24 protein-coding genes are annotated in these 26,062 nt (G+C 66.5%); 10 read left to right on the forward strand and 14 right to left on the reverse strand.

Annotation, left to right across the window (positions count from 1 at the left end; all coding sequences use genetic code 11):
• Positions 1–12: 12 nt before the first annotated feature.
• From EO174_RS10455 to EO174_RS10470, 4 genes are read right to left on the reverse strand one after another with little or no spacing between them, the layout of a single operon-like run.
• The gene (locus EO174_RS10455; RefSeq protein ID WP_104584778.1) at positions 13–546 is read right to left on the reverse strand and encodes a pilus assembly protein PilP; all 534 of its coding nucleotides are present in this window, start codon (positions 544–546) and stop codon (positions 13–15) included.
• Positions 543–1,208 carry a type 4a pilus biogenesis protein PilO gene (locus EO174_RS10460; protein WP_104584775.1) on the reverse strand — a complete coding sequence of 222 codons (666 nt, stop codon included), beginning with the start codon at positions 1,206–1,208 and terminating at the stop codon, positions 543–545. The genes EO174_RS10455 and EO174_RS10460 overlap by 4 nt, the downstream gene beginning before the upstream one ends.
• The gene (locus tag EO174_RS10465) at positions 1,205–1,972 is read right to left on the reverse strand and encodes a PilN domain-containing protein (RefSeq protein ID WP_104648860.1); all 768 of its coding nucleotides are present in this window, start codon (positions 1,970–1,972) and stop codon (positions 1,205–1,207) included. The genes EO174_RS10460 and EO174_RS10465 overlap by 4 nt, the downstream gene beginning before the upstream one ends.
• Entirely contained in the window at positions 1,972–3,030 is a 1,059-nt protein-coding gene (locus EO174_RS10470) for a pilus assembly protein PilM (RefSeq protein WP_119131024.1), read from the reverse strand. The genes EO174_RS10465 and EO174_RS10470 overlap by 1 nt, the downstream gene beginning before the upstream one ends.
• 215 nt (positions 3,031–3,245) lie before the next feature.
• On the opposite strand from EO174_RS10470, the gene EO174_RS10475 reads away from it, so the two are divergent.
• Both EO174_RS10475 and EO174_RS10480 read left to right on the forward strand, forming a co-directional pair.
• Positions 3,246–5,663: a penicillin-binding protein 1A gene (locus tag EO174_RS10475; RefSeq protein WP_126944389.1), complete on the forward strand. Its 2,418-nt coding sequence runs from the start codon at positions 3,246–3,248 to the stop codon at positions 5,661–5,663.
• Between the two features lie 228 nt (positions 5,664–5,891).
• Positions 5,892–6,542, forward strand: a complete 651-nt coding sequence (locus tag EO174_RS10480; RefSeq protein WP_126944392.1) for a hypothetical protein — start codon at positions 5,892–5,894, stop codon at positions 6,540–6,542.
• Between the two features lie 102 nt (positions 6,543–6,644).
• On the opposite strand, the gene EO174_RS10485 is transcribed toward EO174_RS10480, so the two are convergent.
• The 9 genes from EO174_RS10485 to EO174_RS10525 form a co-directional block, all read right to left on the reverse strand.
• Positions 6,645–7,934 (reverse strand): citrate synthase, encoded by a 1,290-nt coding sequence (locus EO174_RS10485; protein WP_039409911.1) that lies wholly within the window; start codon positions 7,932–7,934, stop codon positions 6,645–6,647.
• Between the two features lie 231 nt (positions 7,935–8,165).
• Positions 8,166–8,408, reverse strand: a complete 243-nt coding sequence (locus EO174_RS10490; protein WP_024938126.1) for a type B 50S ribosomal protein L31 — start codon at positions 8,406–8,408, stop codon at positions 8,166–8,168.
• A 71-nt stretch (positions 8,409–8,479) separates the two neighbouring features.
• A complete protein-coding gene (locus EO174_RS10495; protein ID WP_119131021.1) occupies positions 8,480–9,418 on the reverse strand; it encodes a nucleoside hydrolase in 939 nt (312 codons plus the stop codon).
• Positions 9,419–9,577: 159 nt separating this feature from the next.
• Entirely contained in the window at positions 9,578–11,722 is a 2,145-nt protein-coding gene (recG, locus tag EO174_RS10500; RefSeq protein ID WP_126944395.1) for an ATP-dependent DNA helicase RecG, read from the reverse strand.
• A gap of 29 nt (positions 11,723–11,751) precedes the next feature.
• The gene (locus EO174_RS10505; RefSeq protein ID WP_042597620.1) at positions 11,752–12,132 is read right to left on the reverse strand and encodes a RidA family protein; all 381 of its coding nucleotides are present in this window, start codon (positions 12,130–12,132) and stop codon (positions 11,752–11,754) included.
• Positions 12,133–12,411: 279 nt separating this feature from the next.
• Positions 12,412–14,583, reverse strand: a complete 2,172-nt coding sequence (locus tag EO174_RS10510; protein WP_104584756.1) for a bifunctional (p)ppGpp synthetase/guanosine-3',5'-bis(diphosphate) 3'-pyrophosphohydrolase — start codon at positions 14,581–14,583, stop codon at positions 12,412–12,414.
• Between the two features lie 127 nt (positions 14,584–14,710).
• Positions 14,711–15,010, reverse strand: a complete 300-nt coding sequence (rpoZ, locus tag EO174_RS10515) for a DNA-directed RNA polymerase subunit omega (protein WP_002812428.1) — start codon at positions 15,008–15,010, stop codon at positions 14,711–14,713.
• A 127-nt stretch (positions 15,011–15,137) separates the two neighbouring features.
• On the reverse strand, positions 15,138–15,749 hold the full coding sequence (gene gmk / locus EO174_RS10520; protein WP_104584754.1) for a guanylate kinase: 612 nt from the start codon (positions 15,747–15,749) through the stop codon (positions 15,138–15,140).
• 112 nt (positions 15,750–15,861) lie between these two features.
• Positions 15,862–16,722, reverse strand: coding sequence for a YicC/YloC family endoribonuclease (locus tag EO174_RS10525; protein WP_024938120.1), 861 nt, complete (start codon positions 16,720–16,722; stop codon positions 15,862–15,864).
• Positions 16,723–16,831: 109 nt separating this feature from the next.
• Between EO174_RS10525 and rph the strand changes: the two genes are divergently transcribed.
• From rph to EO174_RS10565, 8 genes are all read left to right on the forward strand, one after another.
• Positions 16,832–17,557: a ribonuclease PH gene (rph, locus tag EO174_RS10530; protein WP_126944398.1), complete on the forward strand. Its 726-nt coding sequence runs from the start codon at positions 16,832–16,834 to the stop codon at positions 17,555–17,557.
• Positions 17,554–17,946 carry a VOC family protein gene (locus tag EO174_RS10535; RefSeq protein WP_126944401.1) on the forward strand — a complete coding sequence of 131 codons (393 nt, stop codon included), beginning with the start codon at positions 17,554–17,556 and terminating at the stop codon, positions 17,944–17,946. The genes rph and EO174_RS10535 overlap by 4 nt, the downstream gene beginning before the upstream one ends.
• Entirely contained in the window at positions 17,943–18,542 is a 600-nt protein-coding gene (gene rdgB, locus EO174_RS10540; RefSeq protein ID WP_164739757.1) for an RdgB/HAM1 family non-canonical purine NTP pyrophosphatase, read from the forward strand. The genes EO174_RS10535 and rdgB overlap by 4 nt, the downstream gene beginning before the upstream one ends.
• A gap of 16 nt (positions 18,543–18,558) precedes the next feature.
• On the forward strand, positions 18,559–19,716 hold the full coding sequence (gene hemW / locus EO174_RS10545; protein WP_126944404.1) for a radical SAM family heme chaperone HemW: 1,158 nt from the start codon (positions 18,559–18,561) through the stop codon (positions 19,714–19,716).
• Between the two features lie 213 nt (positions 19,717–19,929).
• The gene (locus EO174_RS10550; protein WP_126944407.1) at positions 19,930–22,362 is read left to right on the forward strand and encodes a DUF1631 domain-containing protein; all 2,433 of its coding nucleotides are present in this window, start codon (positions 19,930–19,932) and stop codon (positions 22,360–22,362) included.
• Positions 22,359–22,706: a PilZ domain-containing protein gene (locus EO174_RS10555; RefSeq protein WP_104584744.1), complete on the forward strand. Its 348-nt coding sequence runs from the start codon at positions 22,359–22,361 to the stop codon at positions 22,704–22,706. Before EO174_RS10550 ends, EO174_RS10555 begins: the two co-directional genes overlap by 4 nt.
• A 65-nt stretch (positions 22,707–22,771) precedes the next feature.
• On the forward strand, positions 22,772–24,097 hold the full coding sequence (gene pepQ, locus EO174_RS10560) for a Xaa-Pro dipeptidase (protein ID WP_126944410.1): 1,326 nt from the start codon (positions 22,772–22,774) through the stop codon (positions 24,095–24,097).
• A 28-nt stretch (positions 24,098–24,125) separates the two neighbouring features.
• Positions 24,126–24,524, forward strand: a complete 399-nt coding sequence (locus EO174_RS10565) for an XVIPCD domain-containing protein (RefSeq protein WP_126944413.1) — start codon at positions 24,126–24,128, stop codon at positions 24,522–24,524.
• 159 nt (positions 24,525–24,683) lie between these two features.
• Here the strand turns inward: EO174_RS10565 and EO174_RS10570 are convergent, their stop codons facing one another.
• Positions 24,684–26,054: an aminopeptidase P N-terminal domain-containing protein gene (locus EO174_RS10570; protein ID WP_104648850.1), complete on the reverse strand. Its 1,371-nt coding sequence runs from the start codon at positions 26,052–26,054 to the stop codon at positions 24,684–24,686.
• Positions 26,055–26,062: the final 8 nt, after the last annotated feature.

The raw sequence follows: 26,062 nt of genomic DNA on the forward strand, positions 1-26,062 counted from the left end.
TCCCCTATCACTTTATTGATCATCCAGCGCGAGCGCGGCCGGCCGTTCAAGCCATCCACCCGCACCGTCCGGCACAAGTTCAATCAGCTCGATGCGGTCTTCGTAGACCCCGGTGACCCGGCCATCGCTCTGTCCCAGATACACACCCGGCCGTACCCGGTAGGTCACCTTGTCCGGTGCCATGACCAGGGCGACCAGGCCCGCGCCGCCACCAATGGTCCCCACCATGTCGAGGGCGTCGAGCGGATAGGCTTCCAGCGGCTCCTTGCGCCGGTTCGGATCCGGACGCGTGCCATTGCCGCCTTCGGCACTGACCCAGGCATCGCTGAACGGGTCGCGCATCGACTGCGCCGCATATTCGAACGTCTCGAACTGCTGCATCACCGGCAATGGCTCCAACGGCGGCGCCGGACGTGCGCGCACCTCGGCAACCCAGGCTTCCAGATTCGGCGCATCGCCCGGGGTGCTGGTCACACCGCGCGTACACGCCGGCAATACAGCCATTAGCGCCACGCAGGACAGGATCTTGAGCAGTCTCATGGTCATTGGCCGCCCTTCTTCGCAGCGTCGGCCGCTGCCTTCTCCTGCTCGGCCATTTCCTCATCGTCCAGATAACGATAGGTCTTGACCGTGCCGGACAGTTCCAGCGCCCCGCGCGGCGTGATGCCGGCCTTGGGATCCTTCGGCTTGAGGTTGATGTCGTGCATGGTCAGGATCACCACGCGCGGCAGCGACGCCACGCCGCTGACGAAGGCACCGAACTGGTGGTAACTGCCCACCATGCGCAAGGCGATCGGCTTTTCGGCGTAGAACTCCTTCGGCGACTCCGGACCCGGCTGGAACAACTCGTTGGACAGGCCGCTGGACAACGCGGTCTGCGAGATGTCGATGATCAGATCCGGCATTTCGGTCTTGCTGGGCAGCTGGCGCAGCATCTGCTGCAGCACCTGCTCCATCTGCGCGAGCTGCTGCTTGAGCGGCTCCAGATTCACCGCACGGCCCTGCTGGGTCTCGAACTCGGTGCGCAGCTGCGTTTCGGTGCCTTCCAGGCTTTCGAGTTCATCGCGCTTGCCGCTGATCAGCAGGAACCAGGCCAGCACCATGATGAACAGGCCGACCACCACGCAGAACACGATGCGTGCCTGCTGCGGCCAGCCGCCGATGTTGTTGAAATCCAGATCGCTGAGCTTGAATGCTTTCTTACTCATGACGCCGCCCCCTCCTGCGGCCGATTGGCTGGCACCGGCGCTGGCTGCACAGGCGCAGCGGCCGGCGGCGTGGCAGGTGCAGGCGCTGCAGGTGTCGCCGCTGGCGCGCCCGCGGGTGCGGTCCCGGCCGGCGTTGCGCCCGGCGCTTGCGCGTCGACCGGTGCGGTGCCGTTCTTGTCAGCCTCGTTCGGATTGGCCAGCTTGACCTTGAGCGTGAATACGTACGGCAGCGCCGTGGTGTCCGTCGCAGATGCGGCAGGCTGCCCGGTCTTGTCCTGGCTCTTGGCCTCGATGATCGACAGGTCCGGATTGGTCATCCAGCCCGAGCCTTCCAGGTTGCGCATGTAGGCACTGACGCGCGCATTGGACTGCGAGCGACCTTCCAGGGTGAGGATGTCGCCGTCCTGCTTGATGTTGGTCAAGGCCACGCCATCGGGAATGGTGCGCACCAGCGAGTCGAACAGGTGCACCATCTGCGAGCGATTGGCCTGTAGTTCCTCGATCACCTTCTTGCGGGCGAGCAGACGGTCCTTTTTCTTGTCGAGCTCCTTGATCTCTTCGTTCTGCGCCTTGACCTTGTCGATTTCGGTGGTCAGGAACGCATTGCGCTCGGTCTGGCCGCTAATCTGCGCGTCGTAGTAGAACCAGATCAGTGCAGACAGCAGCACTCCGCCCAGCGCGGCGAAGCCCAGCATCGAATAGAACTCGCGCTCGCGCGCCTTCCGGCGCTCGGCGCGCCAGGGCAATAGATTGATTCTTGCCATCAGTCAAAGCTCCTCAGGGCCAGGCCGGTGGCAATCATCAATGCAGGTGCATCCAGCGCCAGCGCATGGGCCTGGACCTTCGGGCCCAGCGTCATCTGCGCAAGCGGGTTGGCGACCACGGTGGTCACGCCGAGCTGCTCTTCCACCATCTCCGGCAGGCGCGACAGCGCCGCGCAACCACCGGCCAACACGATGCAGTCGACGCGATTGAATTCGCTGCCTGCGTAGAAGAACTGCAGCAAACGGCTGATCTGCTGCACCGTCGCCTCCTTGAACGGCTCCAGCACTTCGACCTCGTAGCTTTCCGGCAAACCGCCCTGACGCTTGGCCAGGCCGGCTTCTTCGTAGGTCAGCCCGTACCGGCGCATCACCTCGTCGGTGAGCTGCTTGCCGCCGAACACCTGCTCGCGGCTATACAGGCTGCGACCGGCGCGCAGCACGCTCAACGTGGTCATGGTCGCGCCGATGTCCACCAGCGCCACCACCGCATCGGCAGCCACCGGCAGCTCGCTGGCGACCAGGGCAAAGGCGTTCTCGACCGCGAAGGCCTCCACGTCCATGACCTTGGCGACCAGGCCACCCAGTTCCAGCGCGGACTGGCGCAGTTCCACATTCTCCGAACGCGAGGCCGCCAGCAGCACCTGGACCATGTCCGGGCTGTTGGGCATCGGGCCGAGCACCTCGAAGTCGAGATTCACTTCCTCGATCGGGTACGGGATGTAATTGGTGGCTTCCAGTTCGACCTGCGCTTCCAGATCGCTGTCGTCCAGATCGGCCGGCATCGGGATCAGCTTGGTGATCACCGCCGACCCGGCCACCGCGGCTGCGGCATTCTTGGCCTTGCTGCCGGAACGGTTGATGGCGCGGCGGATGGCCTCGCCCACCGCCTCGACTTCGACGATGTTCTTTTCCACGACCGCATTCGGCGGCAACGGCTCTACGGCGTAATGTTCCACGCGGAAACGATTCCCGCTGCGCGACAGCTGCAGGAGCTTGACCGCAGTGGAACTGATATCGACACCAATAAGTGGCGACTGACTCTTGGGTAGAAGCCCCACGGAAACTCCCCTGCCGATGGGCACTTGGACGCAGTCTGCGCCCTCGTATTAATAATCAAATTTTAACAGTAGACAAGCCCTTCACGCGCGAGGCAATGGCCCCGCGACCGTGACCCCAGTGCTGTCTGCTGCGATCCCCAGAGTTCGGCCCCAGCCAAACCCGGCGTCATCTATACTCTGTGACCAAGAAATCTGCAATCGGAATCTCTCTCAACATGCCCCGTATTCGTCGTTGGCTGGGCTGGATCCTGGCCGCGTTCGTGGTGCTCGCCCTGCTTGGCGCTATTGCTGCCGGCGGCCTGTATTACGCCGTTTCCTCCAAGCTGCCGGACGTGCAGTCGCTCAAGCAGGTCGAACTGCAGGAGCCGATGTATGTCTACTCCAGCGATGGCCGCCTGATGGCCGTCTATGGCGAGACCCGGCGCTATCCCATCCAGATGAAGGACGTGCCGCTGCGCCTGAAGCAGGCCTTCCTGGCCACCGAGGATGCGCGCTTCTACGAGCACGGCGGCGTGGATTACAAGGGCATCGCCCGCGCGGTGTGGCTGCTGGCCAGCACCGACGCCAAGCGGGTGCCGGGTGGTTCGACCATCACCCAGCAGGTGGCGCGGCAGTTCTTCCTCAGTTCCGAGTACAGCTACACCCGCAAGCTGGCCGAGATCCTGCTGGCACGCAAGATCGAAAGTGAGCTGAGCAAGGACGAGATCTTCGAGCTGTATCTCAACAAGAGCTTCTTCGGCAACCGCGCCTACGGCGTGGGTGCTGCGGCCGAGTACTACTACGGCAAGAAGATGAGCGAACTGAGCCTGGACGAGATGGCCTCGCTGGCCGGTATCCCCAAGTTCCCGTCCAGCGGCAACCCGATCAGCAATCCGGAGCGTGCCCAGGAACGTCGCGATTACTACGTGCTGCAACGCATGGCCGACCTGGGCTTTGTCAGCCAGGCCGAAGCCAATGCGGCCAAGGCGGTGCCGATGCACGCCAAGCCGCATGAGCCGCCGGTCGAGGTCTACGCCCCGTACGTGGCCGAGCTGGTGCGCCAGGAAATGATCGCCAAGTACGGCGGCGATGTGCTCAACAAGGGTTACCACGTCACCACCACCATCGATGCCACACTGCAGACCGGCGCCGATGCAGCGGTTGCCGACGGCCTGCGCCTGTACGACCACCGGCATGGCTGGCATGGCGTCGAACAGCATTTCGATGTCCCCGCCGACGCGGATGCAGCGGCACTGGCCAAGCATCTGTCCGGCGTGTTCACCCAGGGCGGCCTGCGCGCGGTGATCGTGGCGCGCACCAATGCCGACGGCGGCGTGACCGTCGTGCAGAGTGACAAGACCGAGCTGACCCTGCCGGCCAGCGCCAGCCGCTGGACCAACAAGACCCCGGCCAAGTTGCTGACGCGCGGCGACCTGACCCGCATCCGCGCCGGCGAAAAAGACGGCGAATGGATCATCGACCAATTGCCGCGCGGCCAGGCCGCGCTGGTGTCGCTGGATGCCAACAGCGGTGCGCTGCGCGCGCTGGTCGGCGGTTTCAGCTTCGCCGGCAACAAGTTCAACCGTGCCACCCAGGCACGCCGTCAGCCGGGCTCCAGCTTCAAGCCGTTCGTGTATGCGGCTGCGTTCGAAAAGGGCTTCAACCCCGCCTCGATCGTGCTCGATGCCCCGGTGGTGTTCCGCGACCGCCGCGGCAAGACCTGGTCGCCGCAGAACGACGGCGGCGGCTTCCGCGGCCCGATGCGGCTGCGCGAGGCGTTGGTGCAATCGCGCAACCTGGTGTCGGTACGCCTGCTGGACGCGATCAGCGTCGATTTCGCACGTAAATACATCAGCCAGTTCGGCTTCCAGGAGGCCGAGCTGCCGCCCAACCTGTCGATGTCACTGGGTACCGCGTCGCTGACGCCATTGTCGGTCGCGCGTGGCTATGCGGTGTTCGCCAACGGCGGCTCGCGCGTGGACACCTGGATCGTGGACGAGGTCAAGGACCGCGACGGCAATGTCGTCTTCAAGGAAGTGCCGGCAGTGGCCTGCCGTACCTGCGCGTTGCAGGGCGGCAATGTCGCACCAGTGAGCCAGGTGGTGGACGGTTTCAACTTCGGCGCCCCGGCGCTGCCCAAGTCGATCGAGCCGACCACGGCCACGCCGGCGGAGACCGCCCCGGCAGCCACTGCCGAAACCAAGATCGCGCCGCGCGCCATCGACGAGCGCACTGCCTACCAGCTGGTGTCGATGATGCGCGACGTGGTCCAGCGCGGCACCGGCACCGCGGCCAAGGTACTGGGGCGCGAGGACGTCGGCGGCAAGACCGGCTCGACCAACGATCACCGTGACGCCTGGTTCTCCGGCTTCGGCGGTCCCTATGCCACCACGGTGTGGGTGGGCCGCGACGACTTCCGCTCGCTCGGCTATCGCGAATACGGCGGCAAGGCCGCATTGCCGATCTGGATCGAGTACATGCGCGTGGCCCTGAAAGACAAGCCGATCGCCGCCAACGACCCGCCCGACGGCATGACCCAGGCCACCATCAATGGCGCGGTGGAATGGGTGAAGAACGAGGACCTGGATCGCCTGCAGGATTACGACTACGGCCTGCAGGAGCAGCAGGACGAGAAGGCGTTCGATATTTTCTGAGTGCCGGGAATCGGGAATCGGGAATCGGGAATCGAGAATGGGGAATCGGAACGGCGCAGGCCGGCCGATTCCCTGGGTTCGGCACGTAGCGGCAGCGATGGTGCAACGCATGCCAGCGCGTGCTTGCGGTCATCGAGCACGGTCCATCGGGCCTGCGCCCTGTGACCTTCGCCACACCGTCATGCCGCTGTTGTAGAGTCGAACCAGGTTCATGAGGGGAGCCCGGTCATGCATCACGCGCGCGAACACGCCGATACGCGAACCCGAGAACGGCGCCACCGCCTGGCGCACGAAGCGGCCCGGTTGATGGCCGAAGGCGGCATCCGCGATTTTCATCAGGCCAAGCTCAAGGCGGCCAGCCGGCTGGGCATCCACGACGACGCATCGCTGCCGCGCAATCGCGAGATCGAAGACGCCCTGCGCGAGCACCAACGCCTGTTCGCCGGACCTGCGCACGGGCTGCGCTTGCGCCGGCGCCGCGAAGCGGCGTTGCGCGCGCTGGAGTTTCTCGGCCCGTTCCAGCCGCGCCTGGCCGGCCCGGTGCTCGATGGCACGGCCGACGCCAATGCGCCGGTGCAGTTGCAGCTGCACAGCGACGATGCCGATGCCGTGCAGCGGTTTCTGGAAGAACACCGCATTCCTGCCGAATTGCGGACGCGCCGGCTGCGCCTGGACCGCGAGCGGACTGGCGAGTTTCCAGTCTGGTTGTTCAGTGCCGAAGAACTGACCTTCGACCTGACCGTGCTGCCGTACGACGCCCTACGCCAGGCGCCGTTGTCGCAGCTGGACGAAAAGCCGATGCAGCGCGCCTCGGCCGCCCAGCTGCGTCAGTTGTTGGCAGAAGAGGACGGTGGCGACGCCCTGCCGCGCACGCGCTGATCGCAGCGCGCCATGACGCGTGACCACTGACCACAACGCCAACCCGCAAAAGCAAACGCCCCGCAATGCGGGGCGTTCGTTCAAGCAGACAACCGCAAGCGTTTAGCGCTTGGCGCTGTCGGTGTAATCGCGCTTGTCGTAGCCGGTGTAGATCTGGCGCGGACGGCCGATCTTCATTTCCGGGTCGACCTGCTGCTCCAGCCAATGCGACACCCAGCCGGCGGTGCGTGCAATGGCGAACATCACGGTGAACATCTCCACCGGAATATTCAGCGCCTTGTAGATCAGGCCGGAATAGAAGTCGACGTTCGGGTACAGCTTGCGCTGCACGAAATAGTCGTCCTTCAGCGCGGCTTCTTCCAGCTTCAACGCCACTTCCAGCAGCGGATCGTTGACGCCCAGCTCGCCCAGCACCTTGTGGGTCATCTCGCGGATGATCTTGGCGCGTGGGTCGAAGTTCTTGTAGACGCGGTGACCGAAGCCCATCAAACGGAACGAGGAGTTCTTGTCCTTGGCCTTGGCCACGGCGGACTCGACGTTGTCGGCGGTGCCGATCTCTTCCAGCATCTTCAGCACGGCTTCGTTGGCGCCGCCGTGTGCCGGGCCCCACAGCGCGGTGATGCCCGCTGCGACCGAGGCGTACGGATTGGCACCGGTCGAACCGACCAGCCGCACGGTCGAGGTCGAGGCGTTCTGCTCGTGATCGGCATGCAGGATGAACAGCAGATCCAGCGCCTTGGCCACCACCGGATTGATCTCCAGCGGCTCGCTCGGCACTTCGAACATCATGTGCAGGAAGCGGTCGACGTAGTTGAGGTTGTTGCGCGGGTAGCGGATCGGCCAGCCGATCGAATAGCGGTACGCGGCAGCAGCCAGGGTCGGCACCTTGGCGATCAGACGGATGGCGGCCTGACGGCGCTGCTCCGGATCGTTGAGGTCCAGGGTGTCGTGATAGAACGCCGACAGCGAGGCGACCGAACCGGCCAGCATGGCCATCGGATGGGCGTCATGGCGGAAACCACCGAGGAAGTTCTTCAGCGACTCGTGCATCATCGTGTGATGCGTCACTTCGTGGTCGAACTTCTTGAACTCGTCCGCGGTCGGCAGCTCGCCGTTCATCAGCAGGTACGAGACTTCGAGGAAGCTGGACTTCTCGGCCAACTGTTCGATCGGGTAGCCGCGATACAGCAACACGCCGTTGTCGCCATCGATGTAGGTGATGGCCGACTTGCAGCTGGCGGTGGCGGTGAAGCCCGAGTCGTAGGTGAACAGACCGGTTTCTTTGGTCAGCTTTGAGATATCGACGCAATCATTGCCAAGCGTGGGCTTGAGAACCGGCAGAACGACCGACTTGTCGCCGGCGTTGAGCGTGACCTGATCAAGATCGGACACTGTGTACGCTCCTTCAGTGGAAGGCGCCTGTCACCGGATGGGCAGGCACGTGATGGAAGTCCAGGGCATCGCCCCGGATCACATCATTATCGCACAGCAGCATTTTGGCCGTCGCTTGGACAGAAGTCGTAGACGCCCCTGCCGAAGGCGTGAAAACGAAGTTGCCAAGGCCCCAAAAAAACAACGGCCGCGCAATGCGCGGCCGCTGCCGGTACAGCCCGTCCTGCAAGCTCAGCGCGCGTAGCGCTTCTGGAACTTGTCGATCCGGCCGCCGGTGTCGATCACCTTGTGCTTGCCGGTATAGAACGGGTGCGATGCCGAGGAGATATCCACCTTGATCAGCGGGTATTCCTGGCCGTCTTCCCACTTCACGGTCTCTTTCGAGCTCATGGTGGAACGGGTCAGAATCTTGAAATCGGACGTCACGTCGTGGAAGACGACGTCGTTGTAGCTGGGATGAACGTTATCTTTCATGGACTTGGCGCCGGGCTGCCTGGATAAGCCGGGCATTATAGCGGCATCCAGACGCTCGGCGCAAGATCACCCTAACCCGCCGCCAGCGCCGCCCCGACCAGACCGTAGAACTGCCGGCGGTCGTACTCCAGCAGCAGGTTGGCATTGTCGGGCGCGCCACCCTGCCGGTTCCAGTCCACCAGGGTCATCCCGCGGGTATGCGTACCGGTCAGCTCGACATGGACCGGACGCTGCTCCAGCCGCTGGGCACCTTCCGGGTGCAGCGCGAACGCCATCGCCAGTGCGTCGGCGGCGTACCAGTACTCGCCGCGGCTGTCTTCGGACCACAGGCGGGTCTTGCGCGAGATTTCCTCGTAGAACCGCGCCTGCGCCGAATCGGCCGCCAGCCATTGCTCGACATCGCGATGCAGCAGGCCGTGGGCGATGGTGGCTTCCCAGTCGGCCACGTCGAACTGTGGAAAGCCGCGGAACACGATGTGCGCCGCTTCCGGGTCGAAGCCGATATTGAATTCGGCCGCCGCGGTGATGTTGCCGTGCCCGGTCAGCGCCCCGCCCATCACCACCAGCCGCGCCACCCGCTGCGGCAAGGTCGGATCCAGCGTCAGCGCCAGCGCCAGATTGGTCAGCGGACCGAGCGCCACCAGCAGCAGCTCGCCAGCGTATTCGTGCGACAGGCGCAGGATGGCCAGCGCGGCGTGCTCGGTCTCGGCAGTACGCCTGGCCGGCGCCAGGCCGACATCGCCGAAACCGTCGATGCCATGCACATGCGCCGCGTCCACCGACGGATGCAGCAGCGGCTGCGGGCAGCCCGCGTAGACCGGCACATCCTCACGCCCGGCAATCTCGCAAACCTTCAAGGCATTGCGCACGGTGTGCTCCAGGCCGACGTTGCCGGCGGCGATGGTCAGGCCAACGACCTCATGCCGGGGGTCGTTGAAGGCCATCAGCAAGGCCAGCGCGTCGTCCACGCCCGGGTCGGTGTCGATCAGCAGCGGTATCTTTTTGGTCATGGGATTGGAGATTCGGGATTCGGGATTCGTTGCCGCATCTTCGCAAGGATCAGCGAGGCGCGCGAATCACCGGGACGCCAAGGCGGCAGCAGCCTTGCCTTTACGATTCCCGATTCCCCAATCCCGATTCCCGATTCCCGATTCCCCAATCCCCGCCGCTCAAGCCGCGGCGTAGCGCACCGCGCTGCCGATCCAGCGCGCGACCACACGGTCGGCAATCTCCGGCGCGTCGGCCAGCAGCCGCTCGGCAAGCACCTGCACGCGCGGCAGCAACCCGGCATCGCGGGTGAGATCGGCGATGCGGAAGCTGGCCAGGCCGGTCTGGCGGGTGCCCAGCAATTCGCCGGGGCCGCGCAGCTCCAGATCCTTTTCCGCGATCACGAAGCCGTCGTTGGTCTGGCGCATGGTTTCCAGGCGTTGCCGCGCCATCATCGATAGCGGCGCCTGATACAGCAGCACGCAACTGGACGCGGCCGCGCCGCGCCCGACCCGGCCGCGCAACTGGTGCAACTGCGCCAGGCCCAGGCGCTCGGCGTTTTCGATGATCATCAGTGAGGCGTTGGGCACGTCCACGCCGACCTCGATCACCGTGGTGGCGACCAGCAGGTCGGTGCGGCCCTGCTTGAAATCCAGCATGGCTTTCTGTTTTTCGGCCGCTTTCATGCGCCCGTGCACCAGCGCCACACGCACCCCGGGCAACTGCGCGGACAGGGCTTGGAAGGTGACCTCCGCCGCCTGCGCTTCGATCCTTGGCGGGCCGCTGGGCGCGTCCTTGCCGGGCTCCTCGCTTTCTTCGATCAGGGTGCAGACCCAGTAGGCCTGACGCCCTTCGGCGCAGGCGGCGCGGATGCGCTCGACCAGCTCCGGCCGACGCTCGGCACTGAGCACGATGGTCTGCACCGGCGTGCGCCCGGGCGGGAGTTCGTCGATCGCCGAAACATCCAGGTCCGCATAGGTGGACATCGCCAGGGTGCGCGGAATCGGCGTGGCGGTCATCACCAACTGATGCGGCACGCTGCCGGCAGCTGCGCCCTTGTCGCGCAAGGCCAGGCGCTGATGCACGCCGAAGCGGTGCTGCTCGTCGATGATGGCCAGCGCCAGATCGTGGAAGACCACCGCGTCCTGCATCAAGGCATGCGTGCCGACCACCACCTGCGCCTGGCCGGAGGCCACCTCGGCCATCGCCGCGGCGCGCGCCTTGCCGGTGACCTTGCCGGCCAGCCAGACGATGCGCACGCCCAGCGGTTCCAGCCAGCCACGCAGATTGGTGAGGTGCTGCTCGGCCAGCAGCTCGGTCGGCGCGGCCAGTGCGACCTGCTTGCCCTGCTCCACCGCCAGCATCGCCGCCAATGCCGCAACCACGGTCTTGCCGCTGCCGACATCGCCCTGCACCAGCCGCAGCATCGGCGATGGCTTGGCCAGGTCGCGGGCAATCTGTGCGAACACGCGCTGCTGCGCGCCGGTGAGCTGGAACGGCAATGCCGCACGCAGTTGCTGCACCAGGGTGCCGTTGCCCGGCAGCAGCGGCGCGCGGAAGCGCTGCAGGGCGATGCGCTGGCGGCGCAGGCTGAGCTGATGCGCCAGCAGTTCTTCGATCGCCAGACGCTGCTGGGCCGGATGCCCACCGGCGAGCAGTTGCTGCGGGTCGGTGTTCACCGGCGGGCGATGCATGGTCAGCAGCGCGGCGCGCAGCGAGGGCAGTTGTTGGTCCTGCAACCAGTGCGGCGGCAGTAGTTCCAGCGCGGCCTCTTCCGGCAACCGCTCCAGCGCCTGGCCGATGAACTTGCGCAGCGTGGCCGGGCCCACGCCTTCCAGGACCGGATAGACCGGGTCCAGGCTGTCACCCAGCACGGCATCCTCGCCAGGTGCCAGCACACGGTAGCTGGGATGCACGATTTCCCAGCCATTCTGTCCCGGCTTGGGCGTGCCGAACACCCGCAACCGCGTGCCCGGTGCGAACTGCGCCACCTGCGCGGCGCGGAAATGGAAGAAGCGCAGCACCACGCTGCCGTGCGACTCGTCCGAGACCGCCACGCGCAACACCGGGCGAAAGCGGAAGCCGCGCTCCACCGCGTCCACGCGCCCCTCGATCTGCGCCGGCACACCGCTCTGCAACTGCGCGATCGTGGTCAGCCGCGTGCGGTCCTCGTAGCGCAAGGGCAGATGCAGCCACAGATCCTGCAGCGTCAAAATGCCGCGCGCAGCAAATTTCTCGACCACTTTCGGGCCGACGCCGGGCAGGCTGGCAAGCGAGGCCTGGCCTGCGACGGCCAGGCGCGGGGTGAGGGTCGCTGCGCGCGGCACGGCAGGGCGCTCGGGTCAGCCGAGCTGGATCAGTCGAGCACCATCACCGCATCGACCTCGAAGCCGGCGCCCTTGGGCAGGCCGGAGACCTCGATGGTCGAACGCGCGGGGAACGGCGCCTGGAAATACTCCTGCATCACCGCATTGACGGCGGCGAACTGGCCAAGATCGGTGAGGTACAGGCCCAGTCGCACGATCCTGTCCAGCGAGCCGCCGGCCGCCTCCGCAACTGCCTTGAGGTTGTCGAACGCGCGGCGTGCCTGCGCGCCGATGTCGCCAGGCACGATCTCGCCGGTGGCCGGGTCCAGCGGGATCTGCCCGGAGAAATACACGGTGTTGCCGGCGCGCACGGCCTGGGAATACGGACCGATGGCGGCAGGCGCCTGATCGGTATGGATGATCTGGGACATGGAAGCTCCACTGCAAAAGTGTGTGCTGCAGTTTAGGCGTTTGTGCGGATTTGCTCGACTGTTGCGCACGATCTTGTTGCCACGCATCTTGCGAAGATCGCCAGGCACCGTGCTGGCGTACCGGACAGATCGCGCTGCACGGGCGGCGTGGAGCCTGACCGAGCACGCGCGCGGCGCTCGCCACCTGTCGCCGCGGCAGACCTGAGACCCGGCGTCGGCGCATCAATGCACGCTATTGCGCAGGCGGCCTCAGCGCCGCCTCTCGACAGGACCTGGCCGCTACTGCCGCCCCACGCTCTGCACCACATGCAGGCGCCTCAACCGGCGCATCACTTCGGCCAGATGGCGGCGGTCGCGGACCTGGATGTTGAAGCGCAGCACCGCGGCGTTGAAATCGCGGTCCAGGTAATCCACCCGCTCGATATTGGACTGGCTTTGCGCGATCGCCGCGGCCAGCTGGGCCAGCACGCCGGTGCGGTTTTCCACCTCGACGATCAGGGCGGTGTCGTAGTCGCCACTGACGCTGGAATCCCAGTCGATCGGCACCCAGCGCTCGGGCGACTTGCGCAGCTCGGCCAGGTTCGGGCAATCCAGGCGGTGCACCACGATGCCCTTGCCGGCGGTGTGGTAGCCCATGATTTCGTCGCCGGGAATCGGCTGGCAACAGTTGGCGAAGCTGATCACGCCACGCTCGCTGCCGTCGATCAGGATCTTTTCGTGCGAATGCTTGGAGTGGCCGCCACCGCGCAATTCGGCGTAGGCCATCAGCGCCTGCGCGGCCTGGGTCGGCATCCAGTTGCCCAGCGCCACATCGGCCAGCAGCGCTTCCAGGCGTGGATAGCGATGCTCGGTGAGGAAGGCATCCAGGCGCCCCTTGGGCAAGCGTTCCAGCGAGCTGTCCATCGCTTCCAGCGCGCGATCGAGCATGCGGTGGCCGAGCTGCACGGCATCTTCGTGTTCGAGTTGCTTGAGCTGGTGGCGGATCGCGGTACGCGCCTTGCTGCTGACCACGAACTCCAGCCACTGCGGCTTGGGCGTGGCCGAGCGCGCGGTGATGATCTCCACCGCCTGGCCGCTGACCAACTTGGTACGCAGCGGCACCAGTTTCTTGTCCACCCGCGAGGCGACCGCGCGGTTGCCCACGTCGGTGTGCACCGCATAGGCGAAATCCAGCGCGGTGGAGTTGCGCGGCAACGCCAGGATCTTGCCCTTGGGCGTGAACAGGTAGACCTCGTCCGGGAACAGGTCGACCTTGACGTTATCCAGGAACTCCAGCGACGAGCCTGCGGCGCGCTGCGAATCGATCAGCTCCACGATCCAGTCGTGCGCACGGCTCTGCGCGCTGTTGGGCGAGGCCGAGCCGACCTTGTAGGTCCAGTGCGCGGCCACGCCGCGTTCGGCGATCAGGTCCATCTCCTCGGTGCGGATCTGCACCTCGATCGGCGAGCCGTACGGGCCGAACAACACGGTGTGCAGCGACTGATAGCCGTTGGCCTTGGGAATGGCGATGAAATCGCGGAAGCGCCCGTCCAGCGGCTTGAAGGTGGCATGCACTGCGCCCAGCGCGTGATAGCAGTCGGCCACCGAGCGCACCACCAGGCGGAAGCCGAACACATCCATCACCTGGTCGAAGGACTTGTTCTCTTCGTGCATCTTGGAATAGATGCTCCAGGGCGTCTTGATGCGGCTGACCAGGCGATGTTCCAGCCCTTCCTTGGCCAGCCGCTGCGACAGCTGCACTTCCACCTGCGCCATCGATTCGCGCCGCACCACCGGCTGGCTGCGGATATGTTTTTCGATGATGGCGTGACGCCACGGATACAGCGCGCGGAAGCCCAGGTTCTGCAGCTCGGACTTGATCAGGCTCATGCCCAGGCGCTGGGCGATCGGCGCGTAGATCTCCAGCGTTTCGCGCGCGATGCGGCCGCGCGCTTCGCTGCTCTGCGCGCCCAGGGTGCGCATGTTGTGCAGGCGGTCGGCCAGCTTGATCATGATCACGCGCAGGTCGCGCGACATCGCCAGCAGCATTTTGCGGAAGCTTTCGGCCGCCGCCTCCTGGCGATCGCGGAACTTGAGCTTGTCCAGCTTGGTGACGCCATCGACCAGCTCGGCCACCGCCTCGCCGAATTCCGAGGCCAGCTCTTCGCGGGTCAGCGGGGTGTCTTCGATGGTGTCGTGCAGGATCGCGGCGATCAGCGATTCCATGTCCAGGCCGAGCTCGGCGAGCACGCCGGCCACCGCGACCGGATGGGTGATGTAGGGCTCGCCCGACTTGCGGGTCTGGCCGGCATGCGCGCTGGCGCCCACTTCCCAGGCACGGCGCAGGATCGGCAGCTGCTCCTTGGGAAGGTAGCTGGCCGCGCGTTCGAGGTGCAGGACGTAGTCGGGGATGGCCTGGTCGGAAGACGGAGACGTCACGACGGTCGCCTGGGCAGTGGGGCCTGGGTTCATGCCGGAAGACTATGCCAGCAACGCAGTCACGGCAAACGTTTGCACGCTGCACGCAGCAACGCGGGCCTGAAACGGAAACAGCCCGCACGTGGCGGGCTGTTCAGATCGATCACAGCGATGCGGACGATCAATCGTCGTTCTTGGACATGTCTTCGTCGGCGACGACTTCGGCAGCGGCCCATTCCAGCGCTTCGCGCTCGGCACGCTCGCGCTCGGCCTTCTCGACCTCGTCGATCAGTGCGTTGTCGATCCGGCGTGCGGCGATTTCGCGCAGTGCCATCACGGTGGGCTTGTCGCTGGCGTCGGCATTTTCAATCAACGGCTGCACGCCGTTGGCGAGCTGACGGGCGCGCTTGGACGCCATCATGACCAGCTCGAAACGGTTGTTCACGACTTCCAGGCAATCTTCTACGGTAATGCGGGCCATGCGGGCTCCCGGCGACCAGCAACGGCCGCGCATCGAATGAGGGAAAGGGGGCGGAGTGTACGCCCCGGCCGCCGTCACGGCAACCTGGGCCTATTCAGTTTCCTTTGGAATCAGGGGTTTGAGCCGCTCAGTCCAGCAGGGCCCGGATCAGCTCCGCATGCCGCTGCTGTTGCGCCTGCCGGCGCAGCCGGCTGGCGGTGAAGATCGCGCACATCTCCGAGACAGCCGTCTCGAACGTCTCGTTGATGATGACGTAATCGAATTCCTCGAAGTGCAGCATCTCTTCGCGGGCGGCAGCCAGGCGCTGCGCCATCACGTCCTCGCTGTCCTGGCCGCGCTTGCGCATGCGCTCGTCCAGCGCCTGGCGCGACGGCGGCAGGATGAACACGCTGACCGCGTCGGGCACCTTCTGGCGCACCTGGCGCGCGCCCTGCCAGTCGATCTCCAGCAACACGTCGTGCCCGGCGGCCAGCTGGGGCTCCACCGATTGGCGCGCGGTGCCCTTCCAGTCGCCGTGCACCAGCGCATACTCGAAGAAGTCGCCCGCCTCGATCATGCCCTGGAACTCGTCGGCGGAGACGAAATGGTAGTGCTCGGCATGCCGCTCGCCCGGCCGCGGCGCGCGCGAGGTGAACGAGATCGACAAGGCGATCTTGGGATCACGCGCCAGGGTGGCGTTGACGATGCTGCTCTTGCCGGCGCCGGAAGGGGCCGCAACGATATAGAGAGTGCCGCGCATTTTAGGGAATAGGGAGTCGGGAATAGGGAATGGGGCACCGCGCCAAGCAAGCAGGCCAAGGGTGAATCGTACCTGCTTTGACGATTCCCCATTCCCGATTGCCTATTCCCGGCTATTCGATGTTCTGCACCTGCTCGCGGATCTGGTCGATCAGCACCTTCAGATCCACGGCGGCGTTGGAGGTGCGGCTGTCCACCGACTTGGAGCCGAGCGTATTGGCTTCGCGGTTGAATTCCTGCAGCAGGAAATCCAGGCGGCGGCCGACCGGCTCGCGCTGCCGGAGCACGCGGCGGATCTCGGCGATGTGGCTGGACAGGCGGTCGAGCTCTTCGTCCACGTCCAGCTTCTGCAGCCACAGCACCAGTTCCTGTTCGGCGCGGCCCGGGTCCACCGGATGCGGCAGATCGGCCAGGCGCGCGGCCAGCTTGGCGCGCTGACCTTCGCGGATGACGGGAATCAGCGTGCGCACCTCGGCGGCGATGCGTTCGATCGCATCGACCCGTTCGCTGATCGCGTCGGCCAGCTTGCCGCCTTCGCGCTCGCGCGCGGCCACGAAGCTGTCCACCACCTCGTCCAGCAATGCCAGGGCCTGGGCCTGCAACGCCGGTGCGTCCACGTCCTGCACCTGCAGCACCCCGGGCAGCTGCAGCAGATCGGTGAAACCGACCTGCAGCTTGGGGAACATCCCGTCAAGGCGGGTGGCCAGGGCGCCCAGTTCCTGCAGCAGCGATTCGTTGACGGCCAGGGTCTGCGCGTTGTCCGGCGCGCGCAGGCGCAGCGCCAGATCCAGCTTGCCGCGGCTGTTTTTCGCCGCCACGCGCTCGCGCAGCAGCGGCTCCAGCGCACGCAGTTCTTCGGGCAGGCGCACGCCCACTTCCAGAAACCGATGGTTGACCGAGCGCAGCTCGCAACCGAGCGTGCCCCAGGGCGTGATGCGTTCGCCACCCGCAAACGCGGTCATGCTTCGAATCATCGTCAGTCCCGTACCTTCAAAGCGCGAATGGTACCCTAGCGGCCCGCGCTGGCTGACCGCCCCGCCACGCGCCGCCCCAGACCCACCTCCCGACTTCCGGACTCATCGCATGACCTTTTCCCGTCCCAGCGGCCGCATGGCCGACCAACTGCGCCCGGTGCGCATCGAACGCGCCTTCACCCGTCACGCCGAAGGCTCGGTGCTGGTCAGCTTCGGCGACACCCGCGTGCTGTGCACCGCCAGCGTGGAAAACCGCGTGCCCGGGTTCCTGCGCGGCAAGGGCGAAGGCTGGGTGACCGCCGAATACGGCATGCTGCCGCGCTCCACCCATACCCGGTCCGATCGCGAAGCCGCGCGCGGCAAGCAGGGCGGGCGCACGCTGGAAATCCAGCGCCTGATCGGCCGCGCACTGCGCGCCTGCGTGGATCGCAATGCCCTGGGCGAACGCACCATCACCCTGGACTGCGACGTGCTGCAGGCCGATGGCGGCACCCGCACCGCCGCGATCACCGGCGCCTACGTGGCGCTGGCCGATGCGGTGAACCTGCTGCTCAAGCGCGGCGACATCAAGAAGCATCCGCTGATCGGCGCCGTGGCCGCGGTCTCGGTGGGCATCTATCGCGGCGAGCCGGTGCTGGATCTGGATTACCCCGAAGACAGCGACTGCGACACCGACATGAATGTGGTGATGAACGACGGCGGCGGCTTCATCGAGCTGCAGGGCACCGCCGAAGGCCACGCCTTCCGCCGCGACGAACTCAACGCGCTGCTCGCCCTCGCCGAACAAGGCATGAGCGAGCTGTTCGCCCTGCAACGCGCTGCGCTGGCCGGATGAGCCGACGCATTGCCCTGACCACCTTGCTGGTCGCCGACTACGATGCGGCGATCGCCTGGTACACCGGCGCGCTGGGTTTCCAGGTGTTGCAGGACCGCCCGCTGGACGATGGCAAGCGCTGGGTGGTGATCGGCCCGGGCGGCGCACAGGATGCCGCGCTGCTGCTCGCGCAGCCGGGCGACGACGCCCAGCGCGCGCGCATCGGCGACCAGACCGGTGGGCGGGTGGATCATTTTCTCTACACCGACGACTTCTGGCGCGACCACGCGGCAATGCAGGCGTTCGGCGTGCAATTCCTGGAAACCCCGCGCGAGGAACCGTACGGCACGGTCGTGGTGTTCCGCGACCTGTACGGCACCAAGTGGGACCTGCTGGAGCCCAAGCAATGAAACACCTGGTCCTGGCCAGCGGCAACGCCGGCAAGCTGGAAGAACTGCGCGCCATGCTCGCCGACCTGCCGCTGCGCATCGTCGCGCAAGGCGAACTCGGCGTGGAAGACGTACCGGAAACCGGCCTGACCTTCGTCGAGAACGCCTTGATCAAGGCACGCCATGCCAGCGCCGTCACCGGCCTGCCCGCCCTGGCCGACGACTCCGGCCTGATCGTCGATGCGCTCGGCGGCGCACCCGGCCTGTACAGCGCGCGCTACGCCGGCAGCCCGACCGATGCACAGGCCAACAACGCCAAGTTGCTCGATGCCCTGCGTGAGGTGCCGGCCGAGCGCCGCAGCGCGCGGTTCTACGCGGTGATCGTGCTGCTGCGTCACCCGGAAGATCCGCAGCCGCTGATCGCCGAAGGCAGCTGGGAAGGGGTGATCACCACCGAACCGCGCGGCACGGGCGGCTTCGGCTACAACCCGGTGTTTCTGGATCCGGTGCATGGCCTGACCGCTGCGGAAATGGATACCGCGTTGAAGAACCGGCTGAGTCACCGTGCGGTGGCATTGGCCACGTTGCAGCACAAGCTGCACGCCCTGTCGCTGTGAACCATGGCCTGATGCAGTGCCCGACCTGATTCCACCGCCGCTGTCGCTGTACGTGCACCTGCCCTGGTGCGTGCGCAAGTGCCCGTACTGCGACTTCAATTCGCATGCGGCCAAGGGCGTGCTGCCGTTCGAAGACTATGTGGATGCGTTGATCCGCGACCTGGATGCGGACCTGCCGCTGGTGTGGGGGCGCGTGGTGCATTCGGTGTTCTTCGGCGGCGGCACCCCGAGCCTGTTCCCGCCCGAGGCGATCGACCGCTTCCTGCAGGCCGCCGCCGCGCGGCTGCGCTTTGCGCCGAATCTGGAAATCACCCTGGAAACCAATCCAGGCACCGCCGAGCATGGCCGCTTCGATGGCTATCGCGCCGCCGGGGTGAACCGCCTGAGCTTCGGTGTGCAGACCTTCGACGATGTGGCGCTGCAGCGGCTGGGTCGCATCCACGACAGTGCCCAGGCCGAGCGTGCAATCGCGCTGGCGCAGGATGCCGGCTACGACAATTTCAACATCGACCTGATGTATGCATTGCCCGAGCAGACCCTGGCGCAGGCCGAGCGCGATCTCGAACGCGCGTTCGCGTTGCAGCCCACCCATTTGTCGCATTACCAGCTCACGCTGGAGCCGAACACGGTGTTCTTCGCGCGGCCGCCCAAGGGCATTCCCGACGACGATACGGCCTGGGATATCCAGGAACATTGCCAGCGCCTGCTGGCCGAGGCCGGCTACGCGCAGTACGAGGTGAGCGCCTACGCCAGGCCCGGGCGGCAGTGCGCGCACAACCTCAATTACTGGCGTTTCGGCGATTATCTGGGCATCGGCGCCGGCGCGCACGGCAAGATCAGCTCCGGTGCCGAACAGCATGTGCTGCGACGCTGGAAGCACAAGCACCCGCAGAGTTACCTGGCCAGCGCCGGCAGTACGGCATCGATCGGCGGCGACGAGATCGTGCCGCGCGAGCGGCTGCCGTTCGAATACATGCTCAACCTGTTGCGCCTGCACGAGGGCTTCGCGCTGCGCGACTTCGAAGTCTCCACCGGGCTGGCGGCGTCGGTCATCGAGCTGCCGGTGGCGCGCGCGATTGCGCAAGGCTGGATGACCAAGCAGGACGGACGCGTGGTGCCGACCGAGCTGGGCCGCCGCTTCACCAATGACGTGGTCGAACTGTTTCTGGCCTGATCGCAGCGCGGCACAGCAGCCAGCACGCCGCGCCATGATCGGTAGCGCACGCGACAGCACTGGCGCGCAGATCCAGCGAGTCGTGCCATGCGCGCCGTCCGCGTCAGAGTGGCGACCGGATCTGGCCAGGCACGTTTCGCGGCCCCTGCGGTCGCTGACCGGTGGAAAAACATGCTACATAACGCACGCCTCGCACCGAGCCCGCCTTCACGGATGTCCACTCCCGCCTTTTCCCTGCAGCACACGCCCAGCGGCCCGATCGCCGATGCGCCGGTTTCCGTGCGCGGGCGGCGCTTGCTTGCCGCGCTACACGCGCATTGCGTGCAGGCGCTCAGCGGGCCGCTGCGGCTGACCGTCGTGGAGCTGGAACGTGAGCTGCTGCATCAGGCCGAGCATGCACGCAGCAGCCAGATCCAGGCCGAAGCCTATGCGCAGATGCGCGGCCTGCGCGATCACATCGATCTGTTTCCGCAGGCGTTCTTGCAGCAGCTGGCGCAGGACCTGGCCACGCTGCGCGATCGCCCGTCACTGACGCCGGCAGCCGACGCATCAGCGCAAGCGCATCCGCAGATGCTCACCCTGGTGGAAGACACCGATATCGACCGCGATATCGTGCTCAGCGAGATTGCGCGCCGCGAGACCTCCCGGCGCGCCGATGCGCTGCAATTGCTGGCGCAGCGATTGGCGGTGATCGGCGCGGTGCCCGAATTCGAACTGGAAGCCGTGCCGCTGGGCCCGTACGCCGTGTGCCGCGTGCTGCGCCAGTGCGGCCAAACGCTGGGATTGAGCCTGGATGGGCAGCTGACGCTCTACCGCGTGTTCGAGCGTCAGGTGATCGAACGGTTGAACGATCTGTACGAGCGTGCCAACGGCGCACTCGCGCAGGAAGGCATCCTGCCGGGACTGATCTATCACCCCTATCTGGTCAAACCCACCCAGGTGCAGACCCGGCGCGCCACGCCTGCATCAGCCACCGCAGCTATGGATGCTGCGGCCATCAGTGGGCGCGCGATGCCGCCGCGCGGCGGGCGACCTGCAACCGGCTGGAGCGGGCAGTCCGCACCGACACCATGGCAGAGCGCCTTGCTGGATCCGCCCGCTGTTCCGATGACACTGGCAACGGCCACCTACGGTGAGCAGGCGACACCAGCACTGGGCGATGCGGTGCTGGCGCTGGGCGGCCTGATGGCGTCGGCGCGGCAGTCGCAGGCGGCCGGCGAGGTCGGCGCAGCGGCGACTCAAGACGCTGCACAGCACGGCGCAGCGCCTGCGACAGGCGCGCTGGCAACACCTGAGAAAGCATCGGCCCAGCGTGCCTCCACGGCCGTGCCCAAAGCCGCCCTCGGCGACGCACTGGCCAGCCTGCAGGGCGCGCTGGCGGCGCAGGCGGCGGCATCGCCGCAGCCTGCCGGCATCGATGCGGTGCAGCGCCAGGTGCTGGCGTTGCTGCGGGCCCAACACGGCCCCGAGGCTGCGCTGTCGCCGCAGGACACCGACACCTTCGATCTGCTCGGCCTGCTCTACGCGCAGATGCAACGCGAGGTCCGCCCGCAGACCCCGGCACAGGCCCTGCTCGCCAAATTGCAGGTCCCGGTGGTGCGCGCGGCGTTGGCCGATACGCATTTCTTCGTGCGCGACCAGCACCCGGTGCGCGAATTGCTCAACACCGTAGCCGAGTCCGGCGCGGTCTGGCTGGGCGAGGACGATGTCGACCCGCAACTGCTGCACAAGCTGGGCAGCGCGGTGGACAGGATCGTCGCCGACTATCAGGGCGACGAGGCCGTGTTCGCCGCGGCCAATGACGAGATCCAGACGCATCTGCGCACGCTGGCCCGCAAGGCCGAGGTCGCCGAACGGCGCCATGTGGATGCGGCGCGCGGCAAGGAGCGGCTGGAGTCGGCCAAGCAGCAGGCCGAGGCGCGCATCGAGCAACTGTGCGAGCAGAGCGCCCCGCCACGCTTCGTGCAGGCGCTGCTGCGTCAGGCCTGGTCGGACGTGCTGACGCTGACGCTGCTGCGCCAGGGCGAGCAGTCGCCCGAATGGGACGAGCGTCAGGCGCTGACCACCCGCATTGCCGAAGTCACCTGCCGCAGCAAGGGGCAACCCGCCGACATCGCGCTCGGCACCGAGATCGACACCGCGCTGCTGCAGGTTGGCTACCACCACGATGAAGCGGCGGCGATCGCGCGGCGCCTGTCCACGCCCGGTGGCGAGGACGAGATGACCTCGCGCACCGAACTCACTGCCAGGCTCAAGACGCGCACGCGGCTGGGTGACCAGGGCGACAGCGCGCCGCGCAGGGACATCGCCACCGCGCGTTCGCCAGCCGAGGAGGCGTGCTACGTGCACCTGCGCAGCCTGCCGTTCGGCAGCTGGTTCGAATTCGTCATCAACCAGCAGGGCGACCTGCGCCGGCAACGGCTGTCCTGGTATAGCCCGATGACCGACAACGCGCTGTTCGTCAATCAGCGCGGACAGAAGGTCGGCGAGCACTCGCTCGATGGCCTGTCGCGGCTGATGGCCGGTGGCCAGGCACGCCTGCTGGTCGAAGAGAAATCGCGCCTGATCGACCGCGCCTGGCATGCCACCGTGCGCACGCTGCGCAGCCTGGCCGGCCAGTCGCCCGCTGCCGAGGCCACCCGATGATCCAGGACACCCGCCGCGCACCGCGCCGCCAGCCGTCGGACCTGGTACCGGTGACCGACATGCTCAGCGAGGCGCAGATCGGCCGGGTGGGCAATGTCTCGGAAACCGGCATGCTGCTGCTGGCCTCGGTTCCGCTGCAGGACGATGCCCTGTATCAGTTGCGCTTCAGCCTGCCCGAGCGCATCGGCCGCGCCACCGAGATCGACGTCGGCGTGCATCTGTTGTGGACCGAAGCCGCGCACGCACCCGGACAGGCCTGGGCCGGCTTCCGCTTCCTGACCATGTCCGAGCCGCATCGCCAACGCCTGCGCGCCTGGATCGCCGAAGAACACATGCTGGGCTGAAGGACAGCATCACCACGATTACGGCAAAATCGCGCCCTGTCTTTGCATTGCCGATCGAGTCCCGCATGCCCCAGCCGTCCTTGAGCCACCTGTATTCCGACCACCTGCGCACGCTGACCGCGCGCGCCGACGAGGCGCTGCAACGCGGCGGCTTCGACCACCTGGTCGTGCCCAGCGGCAGCCTGCATTACCAGGTGTTCGACGACCGCGATTACCCGTACGCGGTCAATCCGCAGTTCAAGGCCTGGGTGCCGCTGACGCGGGTGCCCGACAGCTGGCTGGTCTACACCCCGGGCAAGCGCCCGACGCTGATCTTCTGCCAGCCATTGGACTATTGGCATGTGGTGCCCGACGCCCCCAGTGGCTGGTGGGTCGAACACTGCGACATCCACATCATCCGCACCCCGGACCAGGCAGTGGCGCTGCTGCCCAGGCAGATCGAACGTTGCGCCATCCTGGGCGAGGCGCAGAGCGCGCTCGGTGCCTATGTGCCGAACAACCCGCAGCCGGTGCTCGATTACCTGGACTATCAGCGCGCCTTCAAGACGCCCTACGAACTGGCCTTGCTGCGCATCGCCCAGCAACTGGCGGTACGCGGCCATCGTGCGGCCGAAGCGGCCTTCCGCGCCGGCCAAAGCGAATTCGGCATCCACATGGCCTATTGTGCCGCCGTCGGCCAGGACGCCACCGAGCTGCCGTACGGCAACATCATCGCGCTCAACGAACACGGTGCAGTGCTGCACTACACCGAGCTCGGCCAGCAGCCGCCGCAGCCGCTGCGCAGCCTCCTGATCGATGCCGGCGCGTCGGCCTACGGCTATGCCAGCGACATCACCCGCACCTATGCCGCCGACCCCGGCAGCGAATTCCAGGCGCTGATCGATGCGGTCGATGCCGCGCAGATCCGTATGGGCCAGAACGTGCGCGCCGGGGTGGATTACAGGCAACTGCATGTGGATGCGCACCTGGCCTTGATGGGCATCCTCAAGGACTTCGGCATCCTCACCGTGTCGCCGGAAGCTGCGCTCGCCACCGGCGTCAGCGCCGCGTTCTTCCCGCACGGCCTGGGCCATCTGATCGGCCTGCAGGTGCATGACGTGGCCGGTTTTGCGGCCAGTGACCGCGGCGGGCGCATCGAACGCCCGGATGGCCACCCTTATCTGCGCCTGACCCGCGTGCTGGAACCGGGCATGGTGGTCACCATCGAACCGGGCGTGTACTTCATCGACATGCTGCTGGACGAAGTGAAGAAAAACGGCCACGCCGCCAGCATCGACTGGGCACGCGTTGCGCAGTTCACACCCTACGGCGGCATCCGCATCGAAGACGAGGTGGTATGCACCGATGGCGCCCCTGAAAACCTGACCCGCCCGGTGTTTGCCGCCCCCTGAGTCATTTTGCACAGCACGGAGCATTGCCATGCACGATCCACGTCAACCCTCGCATCCCGACCACCCGATGTACCAGCAGATCCAGCGCGGCGTGCATGCAATCGATGCGGCACATGGACGCGCACCCGACCAGACCAGTGACCGGCTCAGCGCAGCGCTGCTGCCACTGGCCAAGGAAGGCGGCCTGTCGCGCGTGGACCACGTGCTGATGAGCGAGGCCAACCACCGCGGCGTGCACGGCGGCGAAAACGTCTTCGTGGTGCAGGGCGATCCGGCCAACCCGGCGCATCTGCGCGCGCACATGAAGACCGAGCAGGCATTGCGCACGCCGGAAGAGCAGTCGTTCGCGCGCGCGCAGCAGATTTCCGCATCGAGCGAACAGGTCCAGCAGCCCGAGCGCACCCAGACACCGCAGCTCAGTCAATAGCACGGCCTCGCAACAGACGGCCCGGCGCGGCATGCCTGTGCGGCGCCGGGCAGAGCGTGTCTTGAGTAACAACAACGCCGGCGCAATCGCACGCGCCGGGCAATCGGAACACCACCTGCAGCGCGCGCGTTGCATTGCAGCGCAATGCAACGATCCGCGTCAGGTCCGCTCACCATCGGTGTTGCCGCGCCCTGCACCCAACGCGTCGCGATCCGCCATCTCCGCTTCGATCTCCTCGGCGCTGCGTGCCAAGGCATCGGTCAGCACCCGATGGCCGTCGGCGGTGATCAGCACATTGTCTTCGGTGCGGATGCCGATGCCGCGCCACCTGGCCTCCACCGTGGTGTCGTCGGCGGAGATATAGAGCCCCGGCTCGATGGTGAACACCATGCCGGGCTCGAGCAGACGCGAGTCGCCGGCCAGCCGGTAGTCACCCACATCGTGCACATCCAGCCCCAGCCAGTGGCCGGTCTTGTGGCGATAGAAGCGTTTGTAATGGCCATCGGCGATGTTGCGCTCCAGCTTGCCCTTGAGCAGGCCCAGCTGCAGCAGTCCTTCGGTCAGGGTCTGCACCGCGGCCAGATGCCCGGCTTCGTAGGCCACGCCGGGGCGCGCCTGTGCAAGTGCGGCAGCCTGCGCCGCGCCGACCAGATCATGCAGCGCGCGTTGCGCGGGGGTGAAACGGCCGTTGACCGGGAAGGTGCGGGTGATATCGGCCGCGTAGCCGCGGTATTCGGCACCGGCATCGATCAGCACCAGCTCGCCATCGCGGCTGCGCGCATTGTTGGCGCGGTAGTGCAGCACGCAGGCATTGCTGCCGGTGCCGACGATGCTGCCGTACGCCGGCCACGCATCGGCGGCGCGAAACGCGCGCTCCACCTCGGCCTGCAGTTCGTACTCATGCATGCCCGGCCGCGCCATCCGCATGGCGGCGCGATGGGCGCGCACGCTGATGTCGGCGGCGTGTTGCATCAACGCGATCTCGTCGCGCGACTTGAACAGCCGCTGCTCGTGCAGCAGATGCCCGAGCTCGAGGAATTCGTGCGGCGGCTGCGCGCCGTGGCGCACCTGCTCGCGCACGCGCTTGAGCCAGCCGATCAGCTTGAGATCGAAATCCACGTCGCGCCCGAAGTGGTAATAGACGCGGCTGCGCCCCTCCAGCAGGCCCGGCAGGATCTCGTCGACATCGTCGATGGGATACGCATCGTCCATGCCGTAGCGCTCCACCGCGCCTTCCTGGCCCTCGCGCGGGCCATCCCAGGCTTCGCGCTCGGCATCGCGCTCGCGGCAGAACAGGATCGCCTCGCCATGCTTGCGGCCCGGCACCAGCACCAGCACCGCCTCCGGCTCGGGAAAGCCGCTCAGGTACCAGAAATCCGAATCCTGCCGGTACGGGTAGTGGGTGTCGTGGCTGCGCACCCGCTCGGGTGCGGCCGGCAGGATCAGGATGGCCTGATCGCCGGCCATCTGCATCAGTTGCTTGCGCCGACGCGCGTACTCGGCCGCGCCGATCCCGGTGAGCTTCTTCATGGCGCAGA

Origin of the sequence: Xanthomonas sp. BRIP62418 (assembly GCF_003993495.1) — a bacterium.
Classification (GTDB): domain Bacteria; phylum Pseudomonadota; class Gammaproteobacteria; order Xanthomonadales; family Xanthomonadaceae; genus Xanthomonas; species Xanthomonas euroxanthea.

Coding starts and splice junctions, on each gene's coding strand:
- gmk (WP_104584754.1), bottom strand. CDS start 15,749: ATGCGCGGCACTCTCTATATCGTTGCGGCCCCTTCCGGCGCCGGCAAG.
- EO174_RS10480 (WP_126944392.1), top strand. CDS start 5,892: ATGCATCACGCGCGCGAACACGCCGATACGCGAACCCGAGAACGGCGC.
- rph (WP_126944398.1), top strand. CDS start 16,832: ATGACCTTTTCCCGTCCCAGCGGCCGCATGGCCGACCAACTGCGCCCG.
- EO174_RS10535 (WP_126944401.1), top strand. CDS start 17,554: ATGAGCCGACGCATTGCCCTGACCACCTTGCTGGTCGCCGACTACGAT.
- EO174_RS10565 (WP_126944413.1), top strand. CDS start 24,126: ATGCACGATCCACGTCAACCCTCGCATCCCGACCACCCGATGTACCAG.
- rdgB (WP_164739757.1), top strand. CDS start 17,943: ATGAAACACCTGGTCCTGGCCAGCGGCAACGCCGGCAAGCTGGAAGAA.
- EO174_RS10490 (WP_024938126.1), bottom strand. CDS start 8,408: ATGAAAGATAACGTTCATCCCAGCTACAACGACGTCGTCTTCCACGAC.
- EO174_RS10525 (WP_024938120.1), bottom strand. CDS start 16,722: ATGATTCGAAGCATGACCGCGTTTGCGGGTGGCGAACGCATCACGCCC.
- rpoZ (WP_002812428.1), bottom strand. CDS start 15,010: ATGGCCCGCATTACCGTAGAAGATTGCCTGGAAGTCGTGAACAACCGT.
- EO174_RS10465 (WP_104648860.1), bottom strand. CDS start 1,972: ATGGCAAGAATCAATCTATTGCCCTGGCGCGCCGAGCGCCGGAAGGCG.
- EO174_RS10570 (WP_104648850.1), bottom strand. CDS start 26,054: ATGAAGAAGCTCACCGGGATCGGCGCGGCCGAGTACGCGCGTCGGCGC.
- EO174_RS10550 (WP_126944407.1), top strand. CDS start 19,930: ATGTCCACTCCCGCCTTTTCCCTGCAGCACACGCCCAGCGGCCCGATC.
- EO174_RS10505 (WP_042597620.1), bottom strand. CDS start 12,132: ATGTCCCAGATCATCCATACCGATCAGGCGCCTGCCGCCATCGGTCCG.
- pepQ (WP_126944410.1), top strand. CDS start 22,772: ATGCCCCAGCCGTCCTTGAGCCACCTGTATTCCGACCACCTGCGCACG.
- EO174_RS10495 (WP_119131021.1), bottom strand. CDS start 9,418: ATGACCAAAAAGATACCGCTGCTGATCGACACCGACCCGGGCGTGGAC.
- EO174_RS10555 (WP_104584744.1), top strand. CDS start 22,359: ATGATCCAGGACACCCGCCGCGCACCGCGCCGCCAGCCGTCGGACCTG.
- EO174_RS10510 (WP_104584756.1), bottom strand. CDS start 14,583: ATGAACCCAGGCCCCACTGCCCAGGCGACCGTCGTGACGTCTCCGTCT.
- EO174_RS10475 (WP_126944389.1), top strand. CDS start 3,246: ATGCCCCGTATTCGTCGTTGGCTGGGCTGGATCCTGGCCGCGTTCGTG.
- EO174_RS10455 (WP_104584778.1), bottom strand. CDS start 546: ATGACCATGAGACTGCTCAAGATCCTGTCCTGCGTGGCGCTAATGGCT.
- EO174_RS10460 (WP_104584775.1), bottom strand. CDS start 1,208: ATGAGTAAGAAAGCATTCAAGCTCAGCGATCTGGATTTCAACAACATC.